The following is a 26,894-nucleotide window of genomic DNA, read 5'->3' as shown; positions in this document are numbered from 1 at the left end:
TTCTTTTAAAAGACCAAGGTTATGATGTTGTTGGTGTCTTTATGAAAAACTGGGATGACACCAATGACCAAGGATTTTGTACAGCAGAGGAAGACTACAAGGATGCGGCTGCTGTTGCAGAAGAAATTGGCATACCAATCTATTCAATAAATTTTGAAGAAGAATACTATGACAGGGTATTCTCGTACTTTTTAGACGAATATAAAAAAGGCAGAACACCAAATCCTGATATCATGTGTAACAAGGAAATCAAGTTCAAAGCCTTTTTAAACTTCGCAAAAGACTTGGGAGCTGATTATTTAGCTACTGGGCACTATGCAAGGATTAGAAGAAATGAAGACGGATCTGTTGAAATGCTAAGAGGTCTTGACAACAATAAGGACCAAACCTACTTCTTATCCCAATTGAGCCAAGATCAAATAAAGGATGTAATGTTTCCTGTAGGAGAATTACAAAAATCTGAAGTAAGAAAAATTGCAGAAGAAAATAATTTGGCAACAGCTAAAAAGAAGGATTCTACAGGTATATGCTTTATAGGTGAAAGAAACTTCAATGAATTCTTATCAAACTACCTACCTGCTCAACCAGGAGAAATGGTTGATGTAGAAACAGGTAAAGTAATGGGTAAACACCATGGACTTATGTACCATACTATTGGCCAAAGAAAGGGTCTAGGTATAGGTGGTGATGGAGAAGCTTGGTTTGTATGTGGTAAGGATTTAGAAAAAAATCAACTTTTAGTTTGTCAAGGTTCAACAAATGAGCTTTTATATTCAAACAGGTTGATAGCTTCAAACTTTGCTAGTTCATTAAAAGATTTTGATAAAAAAGAATTTGAAGCCCAAGCCAAATTTAGATATAGACAGAAAGATATTCCTGTAAAGGTGAAGTTTTTAGATGATGGAAATGTAGAAGTGATCTATGACCATATAAAATCAGTTACTCCTGGTCAAGCGGCTGTCTTTTATGATGGGGAAGTTTGTATAGGATCAGCAATCATAGATGAAGTTTATAATGGTGACAAAAAATTAAAAGTTTAAAAGTAAAAAAGTTAGCTTTAGTATTGATTACTAGGCTAACTTTTTTATTTATGATAAGCGGTTGCTGATATAATTTTAGATCCTTTATTTGGAATATAATACCTAATTTTATTTGACCAGTTATCAAAGATTCTTAAAACTATAGTCTTATCTTCATATTCTATATAACCAATACATAAGATCCAATGCCAATCAAGTGGGGTTCTCATCAATAACAAGCTTACAAGTTTATCTTGGTCTATTGAATTTTTTATGAAATCTATTTTATTAATAAACTTACTTTCATAATTTAGATTTTTCATTATTTTTTTGGTTTTTCTGTTAAAGGAAATAACAGGTCCATTACCAATTTTCTTATAATGGTCTGGATAGCAAGCATTTCCATCAAGTATCTCTTCAATATTTGCAGAGGTTACAGATGCACAATGTCTTTTTGCTTCTGGAAAGTTTGACGTTATATTTAACTTGCTAGGGTCTACCAATATAGATTTGAAAGCAATGGGTTGTTTTACAATATGGTTAATTTCATCAAAAAATCCATAATATGACATAGATTCCTCCTTAAAGTTATTCTATATTATTAAAGTTAACTATATTTTCATAAAAAAGCAATATTTATGATAAAATTAATTATATAACATAAGGAGGGTATTATGCTAGGTGTTGATATAGTTGAAGTATCCAGGATAGAAAGATTATCTGAAAGAGATAGGTTTTTAACTAGAATATTTACAGATGCAGAAATTGAATATTTAGAAAGCAAATCTTTCAATGCCCATTCAATTGCTGGCATGCTTGCGGCTAAAGAAGCTGTAGCCAAGGCTTTTAAAACTGGCATATCAAAAGAACTCGTTTTTAAGAGTATAGAAATCTTGCATAATGCCGATGGTTCGCCTTATGTAAACGAACTTAACAATGATATACAAAGCTTGCTTAAAGATAAAAATGCCAAGGCTATAGAAATAAATATTAGCCATGATGGACACTATGCCGTAGCTGTAGCAAAGCTTGTATTTGATAAGAAAGAGCATAAAGAATATAAGGAATTTTCTAGTAAATTATTGAAAAGATCAAATAATTCTAATAAATATGACTATGGAAGAGTGATGATAATAGGTGGCAGTAAAGGGATGACTGGCTCTATCATGCTAGCTGGAAATGCTGCTTTGAGGTCAGGGGCTGGTATGGTTTATCTCTTAGTGCCTCAAGTGATTTCGTCTTTAGTAGAAGCCAAAACTTGTGAAGAAATAGTTTTAAGTATGAATGATGATGGGGACAAACATTTCGGTAATTTCAAAAGAGACGATCTATTAGAGCTTATCCAAGATAAAAGTGTAATAGCAATCGGACCTGGCTTAGGTACAGGTGACCATGCTAAGAAAATTCTTGAAATTGTGATAAATAATTTTGATGGACCTATCTTGGTCGATGCTGATGCTATTAACCAACTTGCTAAAAATCCAGACCTTATAAAAGATAATATCTATATAACACCACACAATATGGAGTTTTCTAGATTATCATCATTTACTTTAAATGAGATTGAATATAATAGGGAAGAAAGTGTAAAATACTTTTTAGACAAATACCATGTTAATATAGTCCTAAAGGGGAATAAATCTATAATTGCTAATGATAAAAATTATTATGTAAATACAACAGGAAATCCAGGTATGGCAACAGCTGGCTCAGGTGATGTTTTAACTGGAATAATTGCCGCCTTATTGGCTAGACATGATAATTTTAATATGTTCAAATTAGCTGTGTTTGTACATGGACTAGCTGGAGATATGGCTGCGGATAAGTATGGTCAAACTAGTTTAAGGGCCAGTGATATAATTGAATTTTTACCGCAAGCCTTTGGAGAAATAAATGAAGACTGATGCTAATATTTTAATAGTAGATTTAGAAAAAATAAGAAACAATATAAAAATATTAAAAAATCATACTGGTAAAAAATTATATGCTGTAGTAAAGGCTGATGCTTATGGTTTAGGGGCTAAAGAAATTGCACGAAACATCGAAAGTTTAGTAGATGGATTTTGTGTAGCCAATATAAATGAGGCTATCGAATTAAGACAGGCTGGTATAGGCAAAGAAATATTAATACTAGGTTATATATGTCCGGAAAATTATCCGGATATATACAAGTATGACTTAAGCCTTACTATTTACAACTATCAAATAGCTGAAGAATTGAATAAATTGGGACATCCCATCAAGGTACATATTAAAATAGAAACAGGTCATAATAGGTTGGGTTTTCAAAATACCGATGACCATATGGAAGAAATTATTAAAATATCAAAGATGGCAAACATTCATATAGTAGGAATATTTACTCATTTGTCTACAGCTGATGAAGAGGATAAAAGCTATACTCTTAAACAAGAAGCTATATTTGCAGAGGTTTTAAGAAAGCTAAAGTCTATATCCGACCATATAATAAAACATATATCAAATGATGCTGCGGCAATTGCTTATGATTTTACTGGTAAATATGATGCTATCAGGTCTGGTATTTCTATGTATGGAGTTTATCCATCTGCCTATATAAAAGATTCATATAAATTGAATATAGAAGAGTCCTTCCAGCTTGAATCAAGGGTATCAAATGTCAAATTTATAGAAAAAGGTGAAGGAGTATCTTACGGAAGAGAATATGTAGCGGATGGACATATAAAAATAGCTACAATTTCAATAGGATATGCTGATGGCTACCATAGGTTGATATCTAAGCAAGGATATGTTTTGATAAATGGACAAAAAGCTAAGATATTGGGTAGAATTACTATGGATCAAATGATGGTAGATGTAACAGGTCTTGATATAAAAATACATGATAAAGTAGTCTTGATAGGAAAGTCAGGAGATTTGGAAATAAGTGTTGACCAAGTAGCCCAATGGGCTCAAACTATTTCTTACGAAATCATGACTTCTATATCTGCCAGAGTAGAAAGACTTTATATAAATGAGGAGTAAGTTTTGAAGATAAAAAGAGGAGATGTGATCTATGCGGACTTGAGTCCAGTTGTAGGTTCTGAGCAGGGTGGAGTAAGACCTGTAGTGATCATACAAAATGATACTGGAAATAAATACAGTCCAACAGTGATTATCGCTGCAATTACTTCACAAACTGGAAAAACAAATTTGCCTACCCATGTGACTATAGATGGTGACATTAAACTTCCAAAAAACTCGGTTGTCTTGCTTGAACAGGTAAGGACTATTGATAAAAGGAGATTGAGAGATAAGGTAGGAAAGTTAAATGCTAAAGTAATGAGAAAGGTAGACCAGGCTCTACTCTTGTCCATGGCTTTAGAAGTTGATTAAAAATATATTTTGAATTGAGTGTTAAAATGATTTACATAATAGCAGCATTATTAGTATTTATAATTTATGTTGTTTTAGACAATGAAATTCCAAGGTTAACAAGCTATAGTTTTGTAATCAAGGATGGAAAAATAAAAAAACTAGATGAAGCTTATAAGCCGGATAAAAAATATACTATCTATCATATTTCTGACTTGCATAATCATCTTTTTGGTAAAAATCAAAAAAGAATAATAAATCTTTTTGATGAAAGTCCAGATTTTATATTTTTGACTGGGGATATGCTAGACAGGTTACAAAAAAATATAGGTGGAGCTATGACCTTACTAAATGCTTTAAGCGAAAAGTATCCCGATAAAGTATATTTTGTAACTGGTAACCATGAAAAGGCTTCCCCATTTTATAAGGAAATGCTTGCATATATGGAGAAAAACAAGATTATAGTTTTAGATGATACAAATATAGATTTAGAAGATTTTAACTTACTAGGATTGTCAGATCCTAGTGAGTATTATGACAATAAAAAAGTAAAATATATAGCCGGGACAGCTACGGTAGAAGCTAAACTAGATAAACTAATTGTTCCAAACAAGCTAAACCTGCTTTTAGCTCATAGACCTAGCTATTTAGAGTCATATAGTAAATCTGGAGCAGACTTAGTTTTTTCTGGCCACACCCATGGAGGGCAATTTAGGATTTTTAATAGGGGTTTGATAGCACCTGGTGATGGATTGTTTCCTAAATATGATGGAGGCATATACAGACAAGCTGATACTTATATGGTAAATTCAAGGGGGCTTGGAAATAATTTACCTATAGCAAAGAGGGTTTTTAATAGCCCAGAAATTTGTAAGATTAATTTGTACATAGATATTTGAGTAATATTTAAATTTATTGTAAAATGTATAGGTAATATGTAGTAACAGAAATAGAGGATGGTATGGATTTAAAATCAAAAATAAGAGTTATAGAAGATTTTCCTAAAAAAGGAATAAGTTTTAAAGATATTACTACTTTAACTAAGGATGGGGAAGCCTTCCAAGAAGCTATAAATATGATTATAGATGAAGTTAAAGATTTAGAATTTGACTATATAGCAGGTGTAGAAGCTAGAGGTTTTATATTAGCAGCACCTATGGCTATGAAATTAGGTAAAGGTTTCATACCAGTAAGAAAACCAGGAAAGTTACCAGGTGAAATTTTAAGAAAAGAATATTCTTTAGAATATGGCACAAATGCTGTTGAGTTAAGTGCTGATGCTATTAAAAAGGGTGATAAGGTATTATTAGTTGATGATTTATTAGCTACAGGCGGTACAGCCAAAGCAGCCTTAGATCTATTAGAAGAAGCTGGAGCTGAGATAGCAGCTGTAGGATTCTTAATAGAGCTTGAAGAACTACATGGCATGGAATTATTCAAGGATTACAAAAACTTTTCACTTGTTAAATATGATTATTAATATAAAGAATGTGGTTTGTACTTACTATGAACCACTTTTTTTATACTTGAAAGTAGTTAAAAATGAAAGATAAAAATAACATAGATAAGATTGATTATTATAAATATTTACTAAAGGACTTAGATAGTGATTTACTATCACTGATAAAAGAGAGAATAGCTCTATCTAAGGAATATAATAGTTATATTTTTAAGAATAATTTAGAAAATAAAAAAAAGTTAATAAATTCTTTTTCGGAAGTCAATTTAAGGCAGGAAGACTACGAACTCAAAGAAATTTTTAAGCTTTTAGATAATATGTCAAACAAAAGCTATAGGGATTTGTCTAAAAAGTATAGGGCTGATTATGCCTATATATCCGACAAAAGAGATGATTTCTTAGAATTTATTTTCAACCAAATACTTGGTCAAAAAATAGAGCATTTTGATGTAGAAAATTTTAATGAATTATTAAGCATTCTTAATAGAGACAATTTCAAAGGATATATATTAAAGGATTCTTGTGGATATAAATTAATAGATCATCTTACAGATTCTACAGACCAAACTAAAGAAATTGGTCAAATAAATCTAGTTCAAAAATTTAATAAGAAAAACTATGGTTTTAATACTGAATATGTTGGCTTATTAAAATTTTTACAAAAGGAAGCTATAGACCTTAGAGATAAGACGGTAGCAGTTTTATATAAAAAGGATGTAAATAAATCCATAGACTATGTCTTGAATAAGTGTGGAGTGGAAAAGATAGACCATATAGACATAGATGATTTTAAAGATTACCAAGTTTATTACAATCAAGTTCTAATAAATACTGTAGACTTAGAAGAAAATCAAAAATATAAGGAATTCAGTATTAAGAATTTTGACAATTTAGAATTAGTTTTAGATTTTTCTAACAATAATTTTTATACTAGATTATCAATTGATGCAAAAGATAAAAATATAAAATCCTTTAATTCCTTATATAAAAACTTGTACCAAGATAAAAAAAGTATAGAAATATTGACTAAAAAGAGAATTACAGACTATGAACTTGAAGATATTCTTAGTCAATATATAAAAAACAATTTAAATATTGTATTAGTAGGAATGCCAGGGGCTGGTAAAACTACAATTGGTAGGAAGTTGGGTAAGCTCTTAAATAGGAAGCATTATGACCTTGACAGACAATTCTATTTGGAATACGGCATTAGTCCCCAAGATTATTTAAATAACAAAGATGAAGAGTCATTTAGGCAAAAAGAAAAATTAGTAGTTGAAAAACTAGGAGACCTAAAAGGTGTAGTTATATCAACAAGTGGGGGAGCTGTATCAAAAATTGAAAATTATTATCCACTGAAAAGAAATTCCATAATATTTATGGTGGAAAGAGACTTGTCCTACTTGTCTACCAGAAATCGTCCACTATCCCAAGGTGGAATGGATACCCTAGTAAAAATGAGAGAAAATAGAAAAACTAATTATGAATACTTTACTGACTTCACTGTAGAAAATAAGGGCGATTTCAATGGGGTAGCCTATGAAATAGTTAATATTTTTGAAGAGTTATTTTAAAGGAGTAATGATGAAAACTGTATTGACAATTGCTGGTGTTGATCCATTTGGTGGATCAGGTATGCAGGCTGATATAAAAACTATAACTGCCCATAAAGTTTACGCCTTATCGGCTGTGACCTTGCTAACTGTACAAAATACTAAAGAATTTTTAGGAGGCCGGGCTGTAGGGATAGACTTTTTAGAAAACCAAGTAGATAAAATCTATGAAGATGTAGAAGCGGATGCTGTAAAAACTGGTATGTTGTTGACCAGTGATATCATAAGAAAAGTAGCTGACCTAGCAAAAAAACATAAGTTTAAAAATTTTGTAGTAGATCCTGTAATGATGTCCTACAAAACTATAAAGCTGATAGATGATCAGGCTATTGAAACCTTGCTGGAAGAATTAATTCCACTTGCATATGTTATCACACCAAATGCGGGAGAAACCGAAATCTTAGCAGGAATAAAAATAAATAATAAGGAAGACATGCTTAAGGCTGCAGAGATTATTTATAACAAATACAAGGTAAATGTTTTAACGAAGTCTGATTTATCAGATGGTGATGCAGATGATCTTTTATATACTGAAGAAGGAGCTCTTTGGTTAAAGGGTGAAAAAGTTGATACGAAAAATGTAAAGGGTACTGGAGACACCTTATCCTCTGCCTTAGCATCTAATTTAGCCAAGGGCTATAGTCTAAAGGAGTCAGCCATCATGGCCAAAAGATTTGTAAGTAAGGCATTGGAGTCCAACTTGCAAATAGGTGGTGGTAAGGGCCCTATAGACCATATGTTTGATATTAAGGGAATATACTAATAGGAGATAAGATGAAGCTGCATTTAACAGATATAGAAAAATCCTTTGATGATAAAAAAATACTTAAGGGATTAAATTTCACTTTTGAAAAAGGTAAAATATATGGATTATTGGGCAGGAATGGTGCCGGTAAAACTACTCTTTTTAATATAATTTATAAGGAGCTGAATGCTGACAAGGGTGAAGTATCCTATGAAGATGAAGGAAATACTAGAGTACCTGAAATAGAAGACATTGGCATGATTTTTGCTGAACCTTACTTGCCTGAGTTTTTAACAGGTTATGAATATATTAAATTTATAATAGACATATCCAAACCACACGAAATTTCATATATAGACCAGTATTTTGACATGATGGATTTTGATGAAGTTGATAGACACAAGTTGATCAAGGATTATTCATCAGGTATGAAGTCGAAAACTTCATTATTGGCCCTATATGTCCAACAACCACCAATCATTCTCCTAGACGAACCACTAACAGCCGTGGATGTTTTGGCTGGTGCTGAAATAAAAAAGTTTTTCAGGTCACTAAAAAATGACCATATAATAATTTTATCAACCCATATGCTAGACCTTGCTAAGGACATTTGTGATGAAATTGTATTGTTAAACGATGGTTTACTAACATCCTTGAATGATTTAGAAAAGGATGAAAATTATGAAGAAAGAATAGTGAATGCTTTGAGGGAACAAAATGTTTGATGCTATATCCTTAAATGCTAAATATAATTTTTTAATAGCCTATAATGGCTTCTTTTATTTTTTGAAAAAACTTCCTTTAATTGGGAAATTATTTAAAAACTCAAATAAGTGGATCCATAAAATAGACTTCTTAATTTTACCTTTGTCCATTTTATTTGGATTTTTAAGATCCATATTTAATAAAATAATATATTATCTTGTAATGTATTTTATTGTTTTATCCATGACTTTAGATTTTTTTGAAGTAAGCATGTCTAAAAGTACTGAGATGATTTTATTTTATATAGCTGGCTTGACACTTATTGGGACCTTTAGAGATTACGATTTTTTCTATACCAACAATACGACCAGTTATATTTTTATAAAGCAAATGAAATTAGATCCAAAAAAATATTATTTGTCATCATACTTTTATCAAATTATATTGAATGTGATTTCATTTAGCTTAATTTACTACATTATATTAAAAATAGCAGGTGGATTTTTTGGGCAAGTGAATATTAGTTATTTAAATATAATTTCCTTTACTATGATAGCTTATTCCTTGAGATTTATAGTTGCTTATATATTTTTGAAGAGAAACTTAACAAAGGACAAATTCAAAATCTACAACTATACCATATATCCTTTAATGGTAATCTTGCTTATAGGATTAATAGTTTTAATTGGCATAGGAAAAATTATAGATGTACAAGTACTTTTTAATCCATTAATGCTTGTTTTAGCCATTGTGATATTTGGAATACTAGTATTTAGATTTATGGCAACCGACAATATTAGATATATATCTAATAATTTTTTAGTTATCAAAGATTTAAAAAGCATTGAAGAAGCTGAAATAGACGCAATGGGCCTTCAAGCTGAAGATGGACAAATAAAAGTGGATGGAAAAGATTTCTCTTCCTACAAGGGAATTGAATATATAAATAAAATATTTTTCTATAGGCATAAAAGTATTTTGAAGAAAAAGGTAAGGATAGGAAATATAATTAAAATTGCTATATTCATAGGTATAAGTATAGGTGCAGTATATATTAGACAAAACGCTAACTTATCTATAGCAGAGGATGCTAAAAATATAGAGGAAATAAAATCTTACCTACCATATGTAATATTTGCAGCTTCTTACTTTATGTATACTGGTGAATTTTTTGTGAAATATTGTTTTTATAATATGGATAAAGACCTAATGAGGCACGCCTACTATAGGACATCTGAAAATGTACTAAAATCAATAAAAATAAGAATTGTGGAATTAATCAAGTATTATTTATTACCTTATTTATTTATGCTAGGGATGATATTGATAGTATGTGCATCTCTATCATTTGGATACGCCTATACAATTTCACTCTTATTGATATCATTTGCTGGTTTACTATTTTTTAGTATGCATTACCTATATATATACTATTTACTTCAGCCTTTTACAGAGAGTGCAAAGGTGAAAAACCCACTATATTCTGGTTTAACCTATGTTATCTATATGATAATGTACTTTTCTGGAACATCTGATTCTAAAGATTTAATCTTCAAATATATATTGATATTTGTAGTAATATATTTAATTTTAGGTGGTATTTTAGTATATAAATTTGCTCCAAAGAGATTTAAAATACATGATTAAAGAAATAGGAGATAAGAGTCAAAGAATCATTGACTTTTATCTCTTTTTCCTATAGAATATGTAGATGTATTAGAGTTACCGTCTAATAAATTCAAGTAGGAGGTATAAGTATGAGAGATAAAGTTAAACTAGCTTGCACAGAATGTAAGCAAAGAAACTACGACACAATGAAGAACAAATCAAATACTACAGATAGAATCGAGTTAAACAAATTCTGTAAATTCTGTGGAAAACATACTCTTCATAGAGAAACTAAATAGGAGTTTGAAATGACAGAAAAAAAGAAAACAGGTTTTTTTAGAGGAATAAGAAACGAATTTAAAAAGATTACATGGCCTACAAAAAATGAAATTTTCAAATCAACAGTAGTTGTTGTTGCAGCTTTAATAGGTATGTCAATCTTAGTTAAATTACTAGATACAATATTCCGCTTTATTTTATCATTTACTGTATAAGTAGAAGGAGAATCTAATGGACAACGAAAATATTGAACAAGCGAATTGGTATGTTGTTCATACTTATTCAGGACATGAAAACAAAGTAAAAAGTAAAATAGAAAATATGATAGAAAATGGGAGTTCACACAACATTTTCGATGTTAGAGTTCCTATGGAAGAGTACGAAGATATAGTTAGAGGGGAAAAGAAGATTAAAGAAAGAAAAGTTTTCCCTGGATATGTACTAATTAAGATGATAGTTGATTCCAGGAATTGGTATTTGGTAAGAAATACTAGAGGAGTTACAGGTTTTATCGGACCAGATGGGGACCCAGTTCCTTTGAGTCCAAAAGAGATAAAAGACTTTGGTATAGAATCTGAAGATCCAATATCGGTAAAATTAAACGCAGAAGATTTAGGAATCAATGTGGGAGATTCTATAGAGTTAACTGAAGGTAATTTCAAGGGCTATATGGCTACAGTAGTAGAAATAAACTATGAAAAACAAACAATTAATGCAACTATAGACTTTCTGGGAAGGGAAACTGCAGCAGAAGTACCTTTCGATTATTTTAAATAGCATCTTATTTAGTGGGAGGATACTCTCCGTAAACCACATTAGCGATTTAGGAGGAAATAATGGCTAAAAAAGTACAATCAATAGTAAAATTACAAATACCAGCTGGAAAAGCAACACCAGCACCACCAGTAGGTACAGTATTAGGACCTACAGGTATCAATATTATGGAATTTACAAAGGCATTTAATGCTCAAACAGCTGACCAAAATGGAATGATTATACCAGTAGTATTGACAATTTATGCTGATAGAACATTTTCATTTATTACAAAGACACCACCAGCACCAGTACTAATCAAAAAAGCATTAGGATTGGACAAAGCTTCAGGTGAACCAAACAAAAATAAAGTTGGTAAATTAACAAAAGAGCAAGTTAAAGAAATTGCTGAAATCAAAAAACCAGACTTAAACGCAGCTACATTAGAATCTGCAATGAGCATGGTTGCAGGTACAGCAAGATCAATGGGAATTACAGTAGAAGATTAGTGGGAGAAATTTTTCGTTAAACCACAAGGAGGAAAGAATGCCAAAAAGAGGAAAGAGATACGAAGCGTTAGCGGAATTATACGATAAAAATACACAATATGAAATTGACGAAGCTGTTGCAATAGTTAAAAAAGCTGCTACAGCAAAATTTGATGAAACAGTAGAATTACACATTAAATTAGGTGTTGACTCAAGACACGCAGACCAACAAGTTAGAAATACTGTAGTACTACCACACGGTACAGGTAGAGATGTTAGAGTAGCAGTATTTGCAAAGGGTGAAAAAGTTCAAGAAGCTTTAGATGCTGGAGCAGACTTTGCAGGTGAAGACCTAGTAGACAGAGTTCAAAACGAAGGTTGGATGGAATTTGATGTTGCAATTGCTACACCAGATATGATGGGTCAAGTTGGTAAAATTGGTAGAGCATTAGGACCAAGAGGATTAATGCCAAACCCAAAAACTGGAACAGTTACAATGGATGTTGCAAAAGCGGTTAAAGAAGCTAAATCAGGTAAGGTAGAATATAGAACAGATAAGCAAAATATCGTTCACGTACCAGTAGGTAAAGCTTCATTTACAGAAGAACAATTATTTGATAACGTAAAAACACTTTTAGCAGCTGTTATAAAAGATAAACCAGCTTCAGCTAAAGGTAAATACTTAAGATCAGTAACTGTGACATCTACTATGGGACCTGGAGTAAAAATTAATCCAAGTAGAATAGTAGAAATAGCTACAAAATAATTTGACTTTATTTATATAAAGTGATATTATTCATAGGTATATTAAATAGGCTACCAAAGACTATAGGAGGGCAACCTTAAAAATTATCCTATATAGGAGCATAATAATGATTATTATCTCCTTGCGTCTTTTCGTGAGGAGTTTTTTTATAAATTGATGCGAAAGTAGCCAAAGTAACTATGGAGGTGAAAAATGAGTAAGTCAACTTTGACACACAAACAAGCTGTGGTTCAAGAAATCAAAGAAGCTATTGAAAACTCAAAATCCATCTCAATCGTTGAATATCGTGGACTTAATGTAGCAGATATTTCAGAACTTAGAAAGCAATATAGAGAAGCTGGTGTAAACTACAAAGTATACAAAAATACTTTAGTAAACATAGCTCTTTCTGAACTAGGTTATGAAGGCTATGAAGAATACTTATCAGGACCAAACGGTTTTGTATTTAGTAACGAGGACATGGTTCAAGGACCAAAAATATCAGTAGATTTTGCAAAAGATCACGAAGCCTTAAAGGTAAAAGCTGGTATTATTGATGGAAAGGTTGTTGATGCCGATAGCGTAAAAGCTATAGCAAAACTACCAACAAAGGAAGTTTTATTAGCACAAGTATTAGGTGGATTGAACGCACCTATTCAAGGATTTGCTAGCGTGTTAAACGCAACATTAAGCAGTCTAGTATATGCATTAAATGCAGTAAAAGAAAAAAAAGAACAAGAAGCATAATTATATAGGAGGACAAAATGTCAGAAAAATTAACACAATTAATTGAAGATGTAAAATCATTAACAGTATTAGAATTATCAGAATTAGTAAAAGCTTTAGAAGAAGAATTTGGTGTTTCAGCAGCAGCTCCAGTAGCAGCAGTAGCAGCAGCACCAGCAGCAGGTGGAGAAGCAGCTGCAGCAGAAGAAAAATCAGACTTTGATGTAGTATTAACAAGTGCTGGTTCAGGTAAAATCAATGTAATCAAAGTAGTTAGAGAAATTACAGGTTTAGGATTAAAAGAAGCTAAAGAATTAGTTGACGGTGCACCAAAAGCAGTTAAAGAAGGTGTTCCAGCAGACGAAGCTAACCAAATCAAAGAAAAATTAGAAGAAGCTGGTGCTTCAGTAGAATTAAAATAATTAATTTTACAAGTTAAACAAAAATAAATTAATGGCTTAATTATAATATATTTAAGCCATTTTTTATTTTAAATTCATAAATTATTATTATTAATTATATTTAGCTATATTTGATTCCTCCAATCTCTTATTGGTGGTAAAAATATTAGTTTTAACAAGGAGTAAATTATGACAGAAGTAAAAAACAGAGAAACTGTTGGTTCTTTTATATTAAAAGTATTAAATGGAGCAACCATAGCTATAGTTGTAGCCTTAATACCAAATGCAATCTTAGCTACATTCTTAAAACCATTAGCATCCAATCAAATAGCTGCTGATTTCTTACACGTTGTACAAGTATTTCAATTCTTGACATCAGTAATGGCTGGTTATTTAATTGCTATGCAATTTAAATTAAATCCTATTCAATCATCATGTGTTGGTGGTGCAGCCTTTATAGGATCTGGAGCATGGAAATACATCAATGCTACAGTAGGAAACGCTGATCCAACATTTATTTTCCAATTGTCAGGAATAGGTGATGTTATCAATACAATGCTTACAGCAGCCTTAGCTGTTTTAGTAGTAAAATGGATTGGAGATAAATTAGGTTCTCTAAACTTAGTTTTAATGCCAATTATAGTTGGAGCAGGTGTAGGTTTTATAGGAACATTAACATTACCTTATGTATCAATGATTACAGCTGTAATAGGGCAAGGTATTAACTCATTTACTACATTACAACCAATGATAATGAGTATTTTAATTGCAGTATCATTCTCAATTATAATTATAAGCCCTATATCAACAGTAGCTATAGGTTTAGCAATAGGATTAAATGGTATATCTTCAGCAGCAGCTGGTATGGGGGTTGCTGCAGCAGCAGCATTTTTAGTATGGGCAACTATGAAATCTAATAAAGCAGGTGTTCCTGTTGCTATTGGTTTAGGTGCTATGAAGATGATGATGCCAAATTTCTTAACAAATCCAATAATTGGATTGCCAGTTGCAATAACAGCAGCTATCAGCTCATTAAGTGTTCCAATACTAAACATGGTTGGTACACCAGGAACAGCTGGATTCGGTTTAGTAGGGTTAGTATCACCTCTAGCAGCATTAAATGGTGGAAATATAGGGGTCTTAGTTATGGTATTAACTTGGATAGTAGTACCATTTGCTGTAGGATTTATAGTAAATAAAGTGATGTGTGATGTATTAAACATCTATGATGCTGAAATATTTAAATTCAAAGGTTAACTAAGTATAATTAAAAGTAGAGTTTATAATATAACAAACTTTAAAATGTTATAATAAAATAGGAAACAATATATTTAGAAAAAATAAAGGAGATAATTATGTTAACATATATTGCAGGCGCAGGCGCTATGGGTTGTAGATTTGGTTACCAACTACAAAAAGCAGGATATGATGTAATTTTATTAGATATGTGGGAAGACCATATCAAAGCTATTAAAGAAAATGGCTTACAAGTAGAAGGCGATATCAATGACAATGTTAAAATGGAAATAATGAAACCTACTGAAGCAACAGAAGAAGCAGATTACATTATTCTATTTACAAAAGCTATGCAATTACCTACTATGTTAGAAAGTATCCAACAAATTATTGGGGAAGATACAAAAGTATTATGCCTATTAAACGGTTTAGGACATGAAGATGTTATTAAACAATACATCCCAGAAAAGGATATAATCATGGGAGTAACTGTATGGACTGCAGGACTAAAAGGACCTGGTAAAGTTCACTTATCAGCTACAGGTACAGTTAACTTACAATCTATAGATGAAAGTGGTAAAGAAGGTGCAGAAAAATTAGTTGATATGATGAATGATGCTAAATTGAATGTAACCTATGATGAAGATGTTTTACCTTCAATTTGGAGAAAAGCATGTGTTAACGGTACAATGAATTCTAACTGTGCTTTATTAGACTGTACAATTGGAGAATTGTTTGCTACAGAAGAAGGTCTAAGAGTAGTTAAAAAAATCATCCATGAATTTGTATTAGTTGGTGAAGCTTCAGGTGTGAAATTAGACGAAAAAGAAATTACTGATTATGTAATGCACACAAGTGAAGTTGCAGCTGCACATTACCCATCAATGCACCAAGACTTAGTTCAAAATCATAGACCTACAGAAATTGACTACTTAAATGGTGCTGTTGCTAGAAAAGGTAAAGAATTCGGAATTGACACACCATATTGTGAATTAATAACTGATTTAATTCACACTAAAGAAAAAGTATTAGGAATTAAATAATAATATATTGAATTAGACTTTATAAAAGGCTTGTAACTTGTTAAGTTATAAGCCTTTTTGTCATATAATAGTAAAAGTGATAATATTATATATATTTATAATATATTTATGGGAGAATATATGGAAAAGACAAGATCAAAAATTAATTATCAGAAAAAAATGGAAGATATATTGGCTAAGGAAGCAGAAAAAGAAGGGATTCCTAAATTACTCTTGCATTCTTGTTGTGCTCCTTGCTCAACTTATGTATTAGAATATCTTTCACCTCACTTTGATATAGGAGTTTTATATTACAATCCAAATGTTCATCCTTCTGAAGAATATTATAAAAGAGAGGCAGAACAAAAAAGATTTATAGACCTAGTTAATAAGGTAAATAAAATTGAATTAATCCAAGCAGAATACAACCCTCAAGAATATTTTGATGCAGTAAAAGGATTTGAAAATGACAAAGAGGGTGGATTAAGATGTGGTTTATGTTTTGATTTAAGATTAAATGAAGCTGCTAAATATGCTAAGGAGCATGGATACGACTATTTCACTACAACACTTTCCATATCTCCACATAAAAATGCTGATTTGATAAATCGTTTAGGAGAATTATTAGAAAATAAATATGATATTTCTTATCTTTATGCGGATTTCAAAAAGAAAAATGGTTTTAAAAGATCTATAGAATTATGTAACCAATATGATGTCTATAGGCAAAACTATTGTGGGTGTGTATTTTCTCTAAAAGAAGCCCAAGAAAGAATGAAAAATATGGAATTAAAAAGTGAAGACCAATTAGATAAAGAACTGAAAGAAGACCTTAAAGGTATACATACTAACAACAATTAGTTGACTTTAGCCTAACAAAGATATATACTCATATAGCAAATTAAATATATATTTTATCAAGAGTGGCAGAGGGACGGACCCGTTGAAGCCCGGCAACCTATTAAATTAGGTGCTAAATTCCGCAGGACAACCTGAAAGATAAGATTTTAAGCTTACCAATCAGGTAAGCTATTTTTTATTTAAAAAAGAATTGATAAAGATATAAAGAAAGGAAGGAAAAATGAAAAAACTACTTACATCTGAGTCAGTTACTCAAGGTCACCCAGATAAGGTATGTGATCAAATCTCAGATTCTATTTTAGATGCATATTTAGCCCAAGATAAAAATGCTAGAGTAGCATGTGAAGTAATGGCGTCTCCAAATTTAGTATTCATCACTGGGGAAATATCTTCTACAGCAAATGTTGATGTTGAAGAAATTGCTAGAAAAACTATAGATGAAATTGGTTATAATAAGGAAGAATACGGATTTACAGCAGATGGAATAAAAATACTTGTGGATATAAATGAACAGTCAGCAGATATTGCTTTAGGTGTTGATAATTCTCTAGAAATTAAAGAAGAAAGTAGTGACCCATATGATCAAATTGGGGCAGGAGACCAAGGTATTGTATTTGGTTATGCTTGCAATGAAACTGAAGAATACATGCCAATGCCTTTAGTATTATCCCACAAGTTAGCTAAAAAACTAGCAGATTTAAGAGAAGACAATACCATAGATTACTTAAGACCAGATGGAAAATCACAAGTAACAGTGGAATATGTAGATGGCCTAGCTAAAAGAATAGATACAGTTTTAGTATCCACCCAACACGATGACCATATAAGCTTGGATACTATCAAAAAAGATGTTATAGAAAAAGTGATAAAAGAGGTAATTCCGAGTGAATTAGTAGATGACGATACCAAATATCTAGTAAATCCAACAGGTAGGTTTGTAATAGGTGGACCTCAATCTGATGTAGGCTTAACTGGTAGAAAAATAATAGTAGATACCTATGGTGGTTTTTCTAGACATGGCGGTGGAGCCTTTTCAGGTAAAGATCCATCAAAGGTAGATAGGTCAGCAACCTATATGGCAAGATATATAGCTAAAAATATGGTTGCAGCTGGACTTGCTGATAAGTTAGAAGTTGGCGTGGCCTATGCTATAGGTGTTGCTAAACCAGTATCTATCTATGTTGATTCTTATGGTACAGGTAAATTAGACGATGACAAGTTAACTGAAATAGTTAAAGAAAACTTTGACTTAAGACCAAAGGCTATTATAGACAAGCTTGATTTACTAAATCCAATTTATAAAAAAACTGCAGCTTATGGACATTTTGGAAGAAGTGAAGAAAGTTTTACATGGGAAAAACTTGATAAGGTTGACCAGTTGAAAAAATACTTATAAAAATTAAAATATTTTTTAATTAAATAGGAGTCAGGAAGTGTAGGAATGCTTCCTGACTTTCTTATTTATATATTAAAATTAAAGCTATATGCTATAATTTTAATAGGAGAAAATATGGACTTAGAATATTACATGGATCAGGCAATTGAAGAAGCAAAAAAGTCTCTAGAAAAAGATGAAGTTCCTATAGGTGCTGTTGTTGTTTTAAACGGTGAGATCATAGGAAGAGGCCACAATACGATAGAAACAGACAAATCTTCTTTGGCTCATGCAGAAATAAATGCTATAAAAGAAGCTCAAAGCCATCTTGGAGATTGGAGATTAAATGGAGTCTATTTATTTACAAGTGTAGAACCTTGTGCCATGTGTGCAGGTGCCATTGTGAATGCTAGGATAGATACCTTGGTTTATGGCTGCAAGGATGAAAATAGGGGATTTGCGGATTCAGTATTTAATATCATGCAAGTACCAAGCTTGAACCATAGGGTAAATATTATCCCTGCTATTAGAGAAAATGAAGCGAAAAAGTTAATTCAAGATTTTTTTAGAAAATTAAGAGAGATAAAATGAGAAAATTTACACATTTACACCTTCATACCCAATACAGCCTTTTAGATGGCTTTAGTAAAATAGACAAAGTTTTAGATAGGGCCCAAGAATATGGCATGGATTCTGTAGCTATTACAGACCATGGTGTAATGTTTGGCGTGGTTGAATTTTACAAAAAAGCAAAGGCTAAAGGAATAAAGCCTATCATAGGTTGTGAGATTTATGTGAGCGAACAATCTCATTTAATAAAAACTAGAGAGAATAAAAGATACCACCTTGTTCTATTAGCTGAAAATAACGAGGGATATCATAACCTAGTTAAGATAGTTTCTGAAGCCTATGTTCATGGTTTTTACTATAAACCTAGGGTGGACAAGGAATTTTTAAAGAAATATTCTAAAGGTATTATATGTCTATCAGCCTGTTTATCTGGAGAAGTGCAAGAATATTTAAAATATGATGATTATGAAGGTGCTAAAAAAGCAGCCAAAGAATACAATCAAATTTTTGGGCAAAATAATTTTTACTTAGAGATTCAAGACCACGGATTGCCTGAACAGAAAAAGGTTAATATTTTACAAAAAAGACTATCCGAAGAGTTAAATATACCTATGGTAGCTACTAATGATGTCCATTACACAGACCAAGAAGATTCAAAAGCTCAAGATGTGTTGTTAGCAATAGGTACAGCTGCTACAATAAACCAGACTAATAGAATGAGTTTTCCAAATAGTCAATTTTATTTCAAAAAGCCTGAGGAAATGTATGAACTCTTTTCTGACTATCCGCAAGCTTTAGAAAATACTAATTTAATAGCAGATAGGTGCAATATAACATTAGATTTTGATACCATGCACCTACCTAATTTCACAGTAGACAAAGACCATGACCAATATTTAAGAGAATTGGTTTATAAGGGACTTGAAGCTAGGTATGAGGAATTAGATAAAGAAATCACAGAAAGAGCTGACTATGAATTAAATATGATTCAACAAATGGGTTTTACTGATTATTTCTTGATTGTTTGGGATTTTATAGATTATGCTAAAAAACACGATATACCAGTAGGACCAGGAAGGGGTTCAGCAGCAGGATCTTTAGTTGCTTATGCACTAGGTATTACAGGCCTAGACCCGCTTAAGTATGATTTGCTTTTTGAAAGATTTCTAAACCCTGAAAGAGTATCCATGCCAGATATAGATATAGACTTTTGCTATGAAAGAAGGGATGAAGTTATAGACTATGTTAAGGCCAAATATGGGGAAGAAAAAGTTGCTCAAATCGTGACCTTTGGTACAATGGCTGCAAGAAATGCCATCAGAGATGTGGGTAGGGTCTTGGATATAGACTATGCTAAGGTTGACAAGATAGCAAAATTGATACCACAAGAATTAGACATAACTATTGAAAAGGCCCTAGTTCAATCTGAAGAATTTAGAAAAGCCTACCAGGAAGACCAAACAAGTAGAGAGTTGATAGATATGGCTAAAGAAGTTGAGGGGATGCCTAGGCATACTTCAACCCATGCGGCTGGAGTTGTAATAGCATCGAAAGCTGTAGATGAATTTGTTCCACTACTTAGAAATGGTGACCAAATTTCTACCCAATATAATATGATTGAGTTAGAAGAGTTAGGCCTATTGAAGATGGACTTCCTTGGCTTAAGAACCCTCACTGTAATAAGTGACGCTATAAAACAGGTGAAATACAATAGGGGTATTGATGTTGATATTGACAATATTGACCTTGAAGATAAAAAGGTTTTAGAACTATTTAATAAGGCTGAGACGATTGGTATATTTCAGTTTGAATCTGCTGGAATGAGAAACTTCTTATCAAAGTTAAAGCCGAGCAGGTTTGATGATTTGATAGCTGCAAACTCTTTATTTAGACCAGGTCCTATGAATGAAATTCCAAACTATATTAAAAACAGGCACAATCCAGAAGAAATAACCTATTTACATCCAATGCTTGAATCAATTTTGAAGGCAAGCTATGGAACCATAGTTTTCCAGGAACAGGTAATGCAAATAGTTCAAAAGTTAGCAGGATTCTCACTTGGAGAGGCTGACAACCTAAGAAGGGCCATGGGTAAAAAGAAAATGGAAATCATGGAAGAAAATAGAGAATATTTTGTTAATGGTAGGGTGAACAATGGTGTTGTTGAAATTGAAGGAACTAGCCGTAAGGGTATAGATCCTAAAATAGCAAACAAAATTTACGACTTAATGATAGACTTTGCTAAATATGCCTTCAACAAATCACATTCAGCAGCCTATTCTTTAGTTGCCATGCAAACAGCTTACTTAAAAGTCTACTATCCTGAAGAGTTTATGGCTGCCCTCTTATCATCAGTTATGGGCAATGCTTCTAAGGTATACCTATACATAAAAGAAGCTAAAAGTATGGGCATAGACATTTTACTCCCATGCGTTAATTCTTCATATGGTAAATTTTCAGTCGACAAGGGAAAGATTAGAATAGGACTTGATGCAATAAAAACAGTTGGCCACAATATCATTAAATCCATTGTTGATGAAAGAAAAGAAAATGGACTATTCACTTCCTTTGAAAATTTCGTAGAAAGAATGGTACAAGATGATAAGGCGAGCTTAACAAAATCTTATCTTGAAGCCTTGATTTTATCTGGAGCCTTAGATAGCTTTGGCTTGAAAAGGTCTCAAATGATGAGAATTTATCCAAATGTATATGAATCTTACCTAGATAGGGGTAAAAACAACCTACTTGGACAAGAAGATATATTTTCCATGCTTGATGAATCCTCAAAAAACTTTGATATTCCTGATATAGATGAGTTTCCTAAGAGAGAATTCTTAAATTATGAAAAAGAATATTTAGGAGTCTATATTACTGACCATCCCTATAGTGAATATGGCGAATTAGTAAAATCTTTGGTCAACTTTACAAGTTTGGATTTGATGGATGAAAATAAGAATCTTGACAATAAATATGTTGTATTTGGAGGTCTTGTCACTTCTGTAAAGAAGATAATTACTAGAAAAAATCAAGCTATGGCCTTCTTAGAAATGGAAGATGATTATGGGACTATTGAAGTTGTAGTTTTTCCAAATTATTATGAAAAGTTCAAGTCCCTAATGCTTGAAGATAAGGCTCTTTTAATAAAAGGTAGGCTACAAATTTCAGATGATAAAAATCCAAGTATAATATTAAATGAAGTTACTGAAATAAATAAGGAAAATTTCTCGAAAAGTTCACAAACTAATGGTATAATGGAAGATGATACAAATCTTTACCTAAAATTATTATCTAATGATAAAGAAAAGTACAAAAAAGTTAAAAATGTTCTTCTAGCATACAAGGGCGAAAATGAAGTCTTTGTGTACTTTGAAGACTTAAAAAATATGTATTCACTAAAAAGTATACAAGTAAACTTAAAAGATAAAAGTCTATTAAGTGAATTAGAAAATTTATTAGGAAAAGATAACATTGTTATTAAATAGGAGGAATGATGAAAACAATCGGTATTTTGACTTCTGGTGGTGATGCACCAGGAATGAATGCTGCTGTTAGAGCTGTCACTCGATCAGCCCTAGCTAAGGGTTTGAAAGTTAAGGCTATCTTAAATGGATATGCTGGTTTAATGTCTGATCAAGTAGAAGATATGAGCCTACAGTCAGTTGACAATATCATATCATTGGGTGGTACTATCTTAGGTACAGCTAGATCACCAGAAATGGAATCTGATGAAGGCCAAGAAAAAGCTGTTGAAGTAATTAAAAAGCATGGTATAGAAGGTTTAGTAGTTATAGGGGGAGATGGATCTTTCCTAGGAGCTTATGCTTTACATAAAAGAGGTATAAAAACTATTGGTATACCAGGTACTATTGATAACGATATGGGCTTTACTGAATTGACTATTGGTTTCCCGACAGCTACAGAGACTGTAGTTGATTCTATAAGAAGATTAAGAGATACTTCTGGATCTCATGGAAGGGTAAATGTAGTAGAAGTAATGGGAAGACATTGCGGTGATATTGCTTTATATGCTGGTATAGCAGGTGGAGCCGAATCAATAATAGTTCCTGAAGTTGATTTCTCAATTGATGCTATTTGTGACAAAATAATAAAAACTAGAGCAAGAGGAAAGAAACACCACATTATTGTAGTAGCTGAAGGTGTTGATAATATTCCTGAAATAGTTAATGAAATAAAAGAAAAGACACAAAATGATACAAAGCACACAGTACTAGGTCATATACAAAGAGGTGGAAGCCCTATATATAAAGATGTTGTAATGGCAAGTGAAATGGGTGTAAAAGCAGTTGATTTATTGCTTGAAGGCCAAAGTTCACAAGCTATAGGTTATAAGGGTGGTAAAATCTTTAATATGCCTATAACAGAAGCTGTAAAAACAAAAGAAGAATTTAACAAAGAACTGTATGAATTATCAGATGTATTATCTTATTAATCTAAGTTAGGAGACTAAAATGAAGAAAACAAAAATTGTATGTACTATTGGACCAGCTAGTGAGTCACCAGAAAAATTAAGAGCTTTAATGGAAGCTGGTATGAATGTTACCCGTCTAAACTTCTCACACGGTGACCATGCTGAACATTTAGAAAGAATTGAAAACATTAAAAAAGTTAGAAGACAATTAGGAAAACACGTTGGTATAATGCTAGATACAAAAGGACCAGAAATCAGAATTGGTACTTTCAAAGATGGTATGGTTGTAAGCTTATCACAAGGTGATAAATTTACATTTACTACAAGAGATATTGAAGGTGATGAATCAATAGTTTCAGTGTCATATAAAGACTTACCAAGTGACCTATCTGTTGGATCAAGAATTTTAGTTGATGACGGTCTAGTTGAATTCTTAGTTGAAGAAATTGATGGTACAGAAATTCATACAGAAGTAGTTAACTACGGAGCTATCAAAGATAGAAAAGGATTAAATGCTCCAAGTATAAAAATTAACCTACCAGCCTTAACTGAAAAAGATATGAACGATATTAAATTTGGTGTGGAAAATGGTATTGACTTTATAGCTGCATCATTTATCAGAAAAGCTGAAGACGTTATGGCTATCAGAGAAGTTTTAGAAGATTGTGGTGGAGAAGATGTACACATTATTTCTAAGATTGAATCTGAAGAAGGTGTTGAAAACTTAGATGAAATTATAGAAGTTTCAGATGGTATTATGGTTGCTAGAGGGGACCTTGGTGTAGAAATAGAAAACTCAAAAGTGCCTCTAGTTCAAAAAGATATCATTAGAAAATGTAACTTAGCTGGTAAACCAGTTATAACAGCTACACAAATGTTAGATTCTATGACAATAAACCCAAGACCTACAAGAGCGGAAGTTAACGACGTAGCAAATGCTATTTTAGACGGTTCAGATGCAGTTATGTTATCTGGAGAAACAGCAGCTGGTAAGTATCCAGTTGAAACTGTAAAACAAATGGTTAAAATTGCTAAGGATACAGAAGCTTCAATAGACTTTAAAAATGCTAATAGTAAGAGAACAGAATGGATTCAAGCAGATCCAACAAATGCTATTTCAAATTCAGTTACAAGAATAGCATCTCAATTACATGCAGCAGCGATAGTTGCTGCCACAACATCTGGTACAACAGCTAGAGCTATATCTAAGTTTAGACCAGAAAATCCATTAGTAGTTACAACCCACAATGAAAGAGTTGCTAGAAAACTAGCCTTAGCATGGGGTGTAAATCCTATTTTAACTAAAAAAGTTGATGAAACAGACCAATTAATTGATAACTCTGTTTCAGAAGCATTGAAAAATGGATACATTAAAGAAGGTGACTTGGTTGTTCTTACAGCAGGTATACCAGCAGCTACACCAGGATCAACTAATATGATTAAGGTTCACACAGTTGCTAATATCTTATCCCAAGGTCAAGCAATTGGTAGAGGATCAGTTGTTTCAAGAGCTTGCGTTGTTTCTAAAGCTGAAGAATTAGAAGGTAAATTCCAAGAAGGAGATATAATTGTAGCTCCTTACACTGATGCAGATATGGTTAAATATATTGAAAAATCATCAGGCATCATTGTAGAACAAGGTGGTTTAACATCACATGCTGCAATTACAGCTCTTCATTATAAGTTACCAGCTATAATTGGTGCAGATAAGGCTACAAGTACAATTGGTAATGGTGAATTAGTAACCTTAGACGCTTTTGCTGGAATAGTATACGAAGGTTCAGCAAGCGTAATCTAAAAATATAAATCAATAAATGAGATCCTAGGTTATTAAATCTAGGATCTTTCATTTTTGATAATTTATTTATTCAATGAGGTGAAAATGAAATCAGATTATGAAATTTCAAGATTAGCTAAAAAGTTAAAAATAAAGGATGTAGCAAGTAAAATTAATTTAAAAGAAGAAGACATAATTCTTTACGGTGATTATAAGGCTAAGATCAATAAATCTAGCTATGAAAGTGATGATGGAAATTTAATTTTAGTTACTTCTATAAATCCTACAAAGGCAGGTGAAGGTAAGTCTACAATCACTATAGGCTTATCTGATGCTTTAAATAAATTAGGAAAAAAATCTATTGTTGCTCTTAGGGAACCATCTTTAGGTCCAGTCCTTGGAAGAAAAGGTGGAGCTACCGGAGGTGGCTATGCACAAATAGTCCCTATGGAAGATATAAACCTCCACTTTACAGGTGACTTCCATGCAATAACTAGTGCTCATAATGCCATAATGGCTTTGATTAATAACCATATATTTTTCGGTAATGAGTTAGGCTTTGATCAAGTTGAATTTAATTATGTAATGGATATGAATGAAAGAGCTTTAAGGTCCATTGATATCTATGTTGGCAAGGATAATGAAAGAGCTAGTTCCTTTGATATAAGCGTTGCATCTGAATTGATGGCCATAGTATGCCTAGCCACAGATTATAAGGATTTGAAAAATAGAATATCTAATATTTTGATAGGCTACAAAAAGGATAATACTCCTATATTTGTAAAAGACTTAGGAGCAGAAGGTGTAGCCACAGCCTTGTTGAAAGATGCTTTTAAACCTAATCTTGTACAGACCCTAGAAAATAATCCTGCTATTATCCATGGTGGTCCATTCGCTAATATAGCCCATGGTTGCAATTCTGTGATTGCTAGTAAAACTGCTTTAGCACTTGGGGATTATGTAGTAACTGAAGCTGGATTTGGTGCAGACCTGGGTGGTGAAAAATTTATGAATATCAAATCTAGGATATCCGGTCTTAAACCTAAATTAGCTGTTGTTGTAGCCACAATAAAAGCTATTAAATTGCATGGTGGCCAAGATGAAGAATCCTTAACTGAAGAAAACATAGATGCCTTAGAAAAAGGAATAAAAAACCTAGAAAAACATATTGAAAACATGCAAAGTTTTAATTTGCCAGTAATTGTAGCTTTAAATCTTTATAAAAATGATAGTGAAAAAGAAATAGATTTTATGAAGACTTGGGCTATAGAAAAAAACATTGAATTTTCATTAACGGAAGTTTGGTCAAAGGGTGGTGAAGGAGCTATTGACTTAGCTGAAAAATCTATAGATTTAATAGAAGATAATAAGAGAGATATTAAGTATACTTATGAAGATAAAGATGATTTAGATCTTAAAATAGAAAAAATTGCTAAGCAAATATATGGAGCGGATGGTGTAGATTATTCTGATAAGGCTTTGGACAAACTTAAAGATATTAAATCTAGTAGTTTTAGTAAGTTGTCTATTTGTGTAGCTAAAACAGAAAAATCATTATCTGATAATCCTATGTTAAAAGGAAGGCCTAAAAATTTTAATATATTGGTTCAAGACTTAAAAGTAAAGAGTGGAGCAGGTTTTATAGTTGTCTATTTAAATAAAGTATTGACCATGCCAGGATTAAATAATAAACCAAATGCTTTAGAAATTGATTTGGATGAAGATAACAATATAATAAATATATTTTAAA

27 protein-coding genes, 1 riboswitch and 1 other annotated feature are annotated in these 26,894 nt (G+C 31.9%); of the genes, 26 read left to right on the top strand and 1 reads right to left on the bottom strand.

The window, feature by feature from the left end; all coding sequences use genetic code 11:
- Positions 1-1,040: tRNA 2-thiouridine(34) synthase MnmA (gene mnmA, locus Q0U66_RS00755; RefSeq protein ID WP_297376454.1), on the top strand; the 1,040-nt coding region annotated here is incomplete at its 5' end.
- Positions 1,041-1,084: 44 nt separating this feature from the next.
- Here the strand turns inward: mnmA and Q0U66_RS00750 are convergent.
- Entirely contained in the window at positions 1,085-1,591 is a 507-nt protein-coding gene (locus tag Q0U66_RS00750; protein ID WP_297376452.1) for a hypothetical protein, read from the bottom strand.
- Positions 1,592-1,693: 102 nt separating this feature from the next.
- Between Q0U66_RS00750 and Q0U66_RS00745 the strand changes: the two genes are divergently transcribed.
- The 25 genes from Q0U66_RS00745 (at position 1,694) to Q0U66_RS00625 (ending at position 26,893) form a co-directional block, all read left to right on the top strand.
- Entirely contained in the window at positions 1,694-2,923 is a 1,230-nt protein-coding gene (locus Q0U66_RS00745; RefSeq protein ID WP_297376450.1) for an NAD(P)H-hydrate dehydratase, read from the top strand.
- Complete coding sequence (alr, locus tag Q0U66_RS00740) at positions 2,913-4,022, top strand: alanine racemase (protein WP_297376448.1); 1,110 nt, start codon at positions 2,913-2,915, stop codon at positions 4,020-4,022. The genes Q0U66_RS00745 and alr overlap by 11 nt, the downstream gene beginning before the upstream one ends.
- Positions 4,023-4,025: 3 nt before the next feature.
- The gene (locus Q0U66_RS00735; RefSeq protein WP_297376446.1) at positions 4,026-4,373 is read left to right on the top strand and encodes a type II toxin-antitoxin system PemK/MazF family toxin; all 348 of its coding nucleotides are present in this window, start codon (positions 4,026-4,028) and stop codon (positions 4,371-4,373) included.
- Positions 4,374-4,399: 26 nt separating this feature from the next.
- Positions 4,400-5,251, top strand: coding sequence for a metallophosphoesterase (locus Q0U66_RS00730; protein ID WP_297376444.1), 852 nt, complete (start codon positions 4,400-4,402; stop codon positions 5,249-5,251).
- A 62-nt stretch (positions 5,252-5,313) separates the two neighbouring features.
- A complete protein-coding gene (locus Q0U66_RS00725; RefSeq protein WP_297376442.1) occupies positions 5,314-5,832 on the top strand; it encodes an adenine phosphoribosyltransferase in 519 nt (172 codons plus the stop codon).
- A 62-nt stretch (positions 5,833-5,894) separates the two neighbouring features.
- A complete protein-coding gene (locus tag Q0U66_RS00720; RefSeq protein ID WP_297376440.1) occupies positions 5,895-7,385 on the top strand; it encodes a shikimate kinase in 1,491 nt (496 codons plus the stop codon).
- Between the two features lie 10 nt (positions 7,386-7,395).
- Positions 7,396-8,187 carry a bifunctional hydroxymethylpyrimidine kinase/phosphomethylpyrimidine kinase gene (thiD, locus tag Q0U66_RS00715; RefSeq protein WP_297376438.1) on the top strand — a complete coding sequence of 264 codons (792 nt, stop codon included), beginning with the start codon at positions 7,396-7,398 and terminating at the stop codon, positions 8,185-8,187.
- Positions 8,188-8,198: 11 nt separating this feature from the next.
- Positions 8,199-8,894: an ATP-binding cassette domain-containing protein gene (locus tag Q0U66_RS00710; protein ID WP_297376436.1), complete on the top strand. Its 696-nt coding sequence runs from the start codon at positions 8,199-8,201 to the stop codon at positions 8,892-8,894.
- 202 nt (positions 8,895-9,096) lie between these two features.
- Positions 9,097-10,521 carry a hypothetical protein gene (locus tag Q0U66_RS00705; RefSeq protein ID WP_297376433.1) on the top strand — a complete coding sequence of 475 codons (1,425 nt, stop codon included), beginning with the start codon at positions 9,097-9,099 and terminating at the stop codon, positions 10,519-10,521.
- Positions 10,522-10,631: 110 nt separating this feature from the next.
- A complete protein-coding gene (rpmG, locus tag Q0U66_RS00700; protein WP_103981515.1) occupies positions 10,632-10,781 on the top strand; it encodes a 50S ribosomal protein L33 in 150 nt (49 codons plus the stop codon).
- Between the two features lie 9 nt (positions 10,782-10,790).
- The gene (secE, locus tag Q0U66_RS00695; protein WP_297376430.1) at positions 10,791-10,976 is read left to right on the top strand and encodes a preprotein translocase subunit SecE; all 186 of its coding nucleotides are present in this window, start codon (positions 10,791-10,793) and stop codon (positions 10,974-10,976) included.
- A gap of 16 nt (positions 10,977-10,992) precedes the next feature.
- Positions 10,993-11,538: a transcription termination/antitermination protein NusG gene (gene nusG, locus Q0U66_RS00690; protein WP_297376428.1), complete on the top strand. Its 546-nt coding sequence runs from the start codon at positions 10,993-10,995 to the stop codon at positions 11,536-11,538.
- Between the two features lie 59 nt (positions 11,539-11,597).
- Positions 11,598-12,023 carry a 50S ribosomal protein L11 gene (rplK, locus tag Q0U66_RS00685; protein ID WP_103981512.1) on the top strand — a complete coding sequence of 142 codons (426 nt, stop codon included), beginning with the start codon at positions 11,598-11,600 and terminating at the stop codon, positions 12,021-12,023.
- Positions 12,024-12,060: 37 nt separating this feature from the next.
- Positions 12,061-12,768 carry a 50S ribosomal protein L1 gene (rplA, locus tag Q0U66_RS00680; protein WP_297376408.1) on the top strand — a complete coding sequence of 236 codons (708 nt, stop codon included), beginning with the start codon at positions 12,061-12,063 and terminating at the stop codon, positions 12,766-12,768.
- 35 nt (positions 12,769-12,803) lie between these two features.
- Positions 12,804-12,924, top strand: a sequence feature (ribosomal protein L10 leader region).
- 36 nt (positions 12,925-12,960) lie between these two features.
- The gene (gene rplJ / locus Q0U66_RS00675) at positions 12,961-13,494 is read left to right on the top strand and encodes a 50S ribosomal protein L10 (protein WP_297376406.1); all 534 of its coding nucleotides are present in this window, start codon (positions 12,961-12,963) and stop codon (positions 13,492-13,494) included.
- A 17-nt stretch (positions 13,495-13,511) separates the two neighbouring features.
- A complete protein-coding gene (gene rplL, locus Q0U66_RS00670; RefSeq protein ID WP_103981509.1) occupies positions 13,512-13,895 on the top strand; it encodes a 50S ribosomal protein L7/L12 in 384 nt (127 codons plus the stop codon).
- Between the two features lie 168 nt (positions 13,896-14,063).
- Positions 14,064-15,131: a PTS sugar transporter subunit IIC gene (locus tag Q0U66_RS00665; RefSeq protein WP_297376402.1), complete on the top strand. Its 1,068-nt coding sequence runs from the start codon at positions 14,064-14,066 to the stop codon at positions 15,129-15,131.
- A gap of 98 nt (positions 15,132-15,229) precedes the next feature.
- A complete protein-coding gene (locus Q0U66_RS00660) occupies positions 15,230-16,153 on the top strand; it encodes a 2-dehydropantoate 2-reductase (RefSeq protein ID WP_297376400.1) in 924 nt (307 codons plus the stop codon).
- Positions 16,154-16,273: 120 nt separating this feature from the next.
- A complete protein-coding gene (locus tag Q0U66_RS00655; RefSeq protein WP_297376398.1) occupies positions 16,274-16,993 on the top strand; it encodes an epoxyqueuosine reductase QueH in 720 nt (239 codons plus the stop codon).
- A 50-nt stretch (positions 16,994-17,043) separates the two neighbouring features.
- Positions 17,044-17,138, top strand: a riboswitch (SAM riboswitch).
- A gap of 75 nt (positions 17,139-17,213) precedes the next feature.
- On the top strand, positions 17,214-18,389 hold the full coding sequence (gene metK, locus Q0U66_RS00650) for a methionine adenosyltransferase (RefSeq protein ID WP_297376396.1): 1,176 nt from the start codon (positions 17,214-17,216) through the stop codon (positions 18,387-18,389).
- A gap of 114 nt (positions 18,390-18,503) precedes the next feature.
- On the top strand, positions 18,504-18,959 hold the full coding sequence (locus Q0U66_RS00645; protein WP_297376394.1) for a nucleoside deaminase: 456 nt from the start codon (positions 18,504-18,506) through the stop codon (positions 18,957-18,959).
- A complete protein-coding gene (locus Q0U66_RS00640) occupies positions 18,956-22,420 on the top strand; it encodes a DNA polymerase III subunit alpha (protein WP_297376392.1) in 3,465 nt (1,154 codons plus the stop codon). Before Q0U66_RS00645 ends, Q0U66_RS00640 begins: the two co-directional genes overlap by 4 nt.
- Before the next feature lie 8 nt (positions 22,421-22,428).
- Positions 22,429-23,388: a 6-phosphofructokinase gene (pfkA, locus tag Q0U66_RS00635; protein ID WP_103981503.1), complete on the top strand. Its 960-nt coding sequence runs from the start codon at positions 22,429-22,431 to the stop codon at positions 23,386-23,388.
- 19 nt (positions 23,389-23,407) lie between these two features.
- The gene (gene pyk, locus Q0U66_RS00630) at positions 23,408-25,165 is read left to right on the top strand and encodes a pyruvate kinase (RefSeq protein ID WP_297376390.1); all 1,758 of its coding nucleotides are present in this window, start codon (positions 23,408-23,410) and stop codon (positions 25,163-25,165) included.
- An 84-nt stretch (positions 25,166-25,249) separates the two neighbouring features.
- A complete protein-coding gene (locus Q0U66_RS00625; protein WP_297376388.1) occupies positions 25,250-26,893 on the top strand; it encodes a formate--tetrahydrofolate ligase in 1,644 nt (547 codons plus the stop codon).
- The last annotated feature ends 1 nt before the right edge of the window (position 26,894 follow it).

The sequence above is a fragment of the uncultured Helcococcus sp. genome, assembly GCF_946998255.1.
In the GTDB taxonomy this organism is placed as follows: Bacteria; Bacillota; Clostridia; order Tissierellales; family Peptoniphilaceae; genus Helcococcus.
The sequence above is the reverse complement of the archived record's forward strand: the minus strand, read 5'-3'. Positions and strand labels throughout refer to the sequence as shown.

Excerpts from the sequence above, each read along its gene's own strand:
- metK (WP_297376396.1), top strand. The coding sequence starts at position 17,214 with ATGAAAAAACTACTTACATCTGAGTCAGTTACTCAAGGTCACCCAGAT.
- Q0U66_RS00730 (WP_297376444.1), top strand. The coding sequence starts at position 4,400 with ATGATTTACATAATAGCAGCATTATTAGTATTTATAATTTATGTTGTT.
- Q0U66_RS00710 (WP_297376436.1), top strand. The coding sequence starts at position 8,199 with ATGAAGCTGCATTTAACAGATATAGAAAAATCCTTTGATGATAAAAAA.
- Q0U66_RS00625 (WP_297376388.1), top strand. The coding sequence starts at position 25,250 with ATGAAATCAGATTATGAAATTTCAAGATTAGCTAAAAAGTTAAAAATA.
- rpmG (WP_103981515.1), top strand. The coding sequence starts at position 10,632 with ATGAGAGATAAAGTTAAACTAGCTTGCACAGAATGTAAGCAAAGAAAC.
- Q0U66_RS00665 (WP_297376402.1), top strand. The coding sequence starts at position 14,064 with ATGACAGAAGTAAAAAACAGAGAAACTGTTGGTTCTTTTATATTAAAA.
- secE (WP_297376430.1), top strand. The coding sequence starts at position 10,791 with ATGACAGAAAAAAAGAAAACAGGTTTTTTTAGAGGAATAAGAAACGAA.
- Q0U66_RS00725 (WP_297376442.1), top strand. The coding sequence starts at position 5,314 with ATGGATTTAAAATCAAAAATAAGAGTTATAGAAGATTTTCCTAAAAAA.
- Q0U66_RS00640 (WP_297376392.1), top strand. The coding sequence starts at position 18,956 with ATGAGAAAATTTACACATTTACACCTTCATACCCAATACAGCCTTTTA.
- Q0U66_RS00750 (WP_297376452.1), bottom strand. The coding sequence starts at position 1,591 with ATGTCATATTATGGATTTTTTGATGAAATTAACCATATTGTAAAACAA.
- rplL (WP_103981509.1), top strand. The coding sequence starts at position 13,512 with ATGTCAGAAAAATTAACACAATTAATTGAAGATGTAAAATCATTAACA.
- nusG (WP_297376428.1), top strand. The coding sequence starts at position 10,993 with ATGGACAACGAAAATATTGAACAAGCGAATTGGTATGTTGTTCATACT.
- Q0U66_RS00720 (WP_297376440.1), top strand. The coding sequence starts at position 5,895 with ATGAAAGATAAAAATAACATAGATAAGATTGATTATTATAAATATTTA.
- pyk (WP_297376390.1), top strand. The coding sequence starts at position 23,408 with ATGAAGAAAACAAAAATTGTATGTACTATTGGACCAGCTAGTGAGTCA.
- thiD (WP_297376438.1), top strand. The coding sequence starts at position 7,396 with ATGAAAACTGTATTGACAATTGCTGGTGTTGATCCATTTGGTGGATCA.
- Q0U66_RS00660 (WP_297376400.1), top strand. The coding sequence starts at position 15,230 with ATGTTAACATATATTGCAGGCGCAGGCGCTATGGGTTGTAGATTTGGT.
- rplK (WP_103981512.1), top strand. The coding sequence starts at position 11,598 with ATGGCTAAAAAAGTACAATCAATAGTAAAATTACAAATACCAGCTGGA.
- rplA (WP_297376408.1), top strand. The coding sequence starts at position 12,061 with ATGCCAAAAAGAGGAAAGAGATACGAAGCGTTAGCGGAATTATACGAT.
- alr (WP_297376448.1), top strand. The coding sequence starts at position 2,913 with ATGAAGACTGATGCTAATATTTTAATAGTAGATTTAGAAAAAATAAGA.
- Q0U66_RS00705 (WP_297376433.1), top strand. The coding sequence starts at position 9,097 with ATGTATTTTATTGTTTTATCCATGACTTTAGATTTTTTTGAAGTAAGC.
- Q0U66_RS00655 (WP_297376398.1), top strand. The coding sequence starts at position 16,274 with ATGGAAAAGACAAGATCAAAAATTAATTATCAGAAAAAAATGGAAGAT.
- Q0U66_RS00645 (WP_297376394.1), top strand. The coding sequence starts at position 18,504 with ATGGACTTAGAATATTACATGGATCAGGCAATTGAAGAAGCAAAAAAG.
- pfkA (WP_103981503.1), top strand. The coding sequence starts at position 22,429 with ATGAAAACAATCGGTATTTTGACTTCTGGTGGTGATGCACCAGGAATG.
- Q0U66_RS00745 (WP_297376450.1), top strand. The coding sequence starts at position 1,694 with ATGCTAGGTGTTGATATAGTTGAAGTATCCAGGATAGAAAGATTATCT.
- rplJ (WP_297376406.1), top strand. The coding sequence starts at position 12,961 with ATGAGTAAGTCAACTTTGACACACAAACAAGCTGTGGTTCAAGAAATC.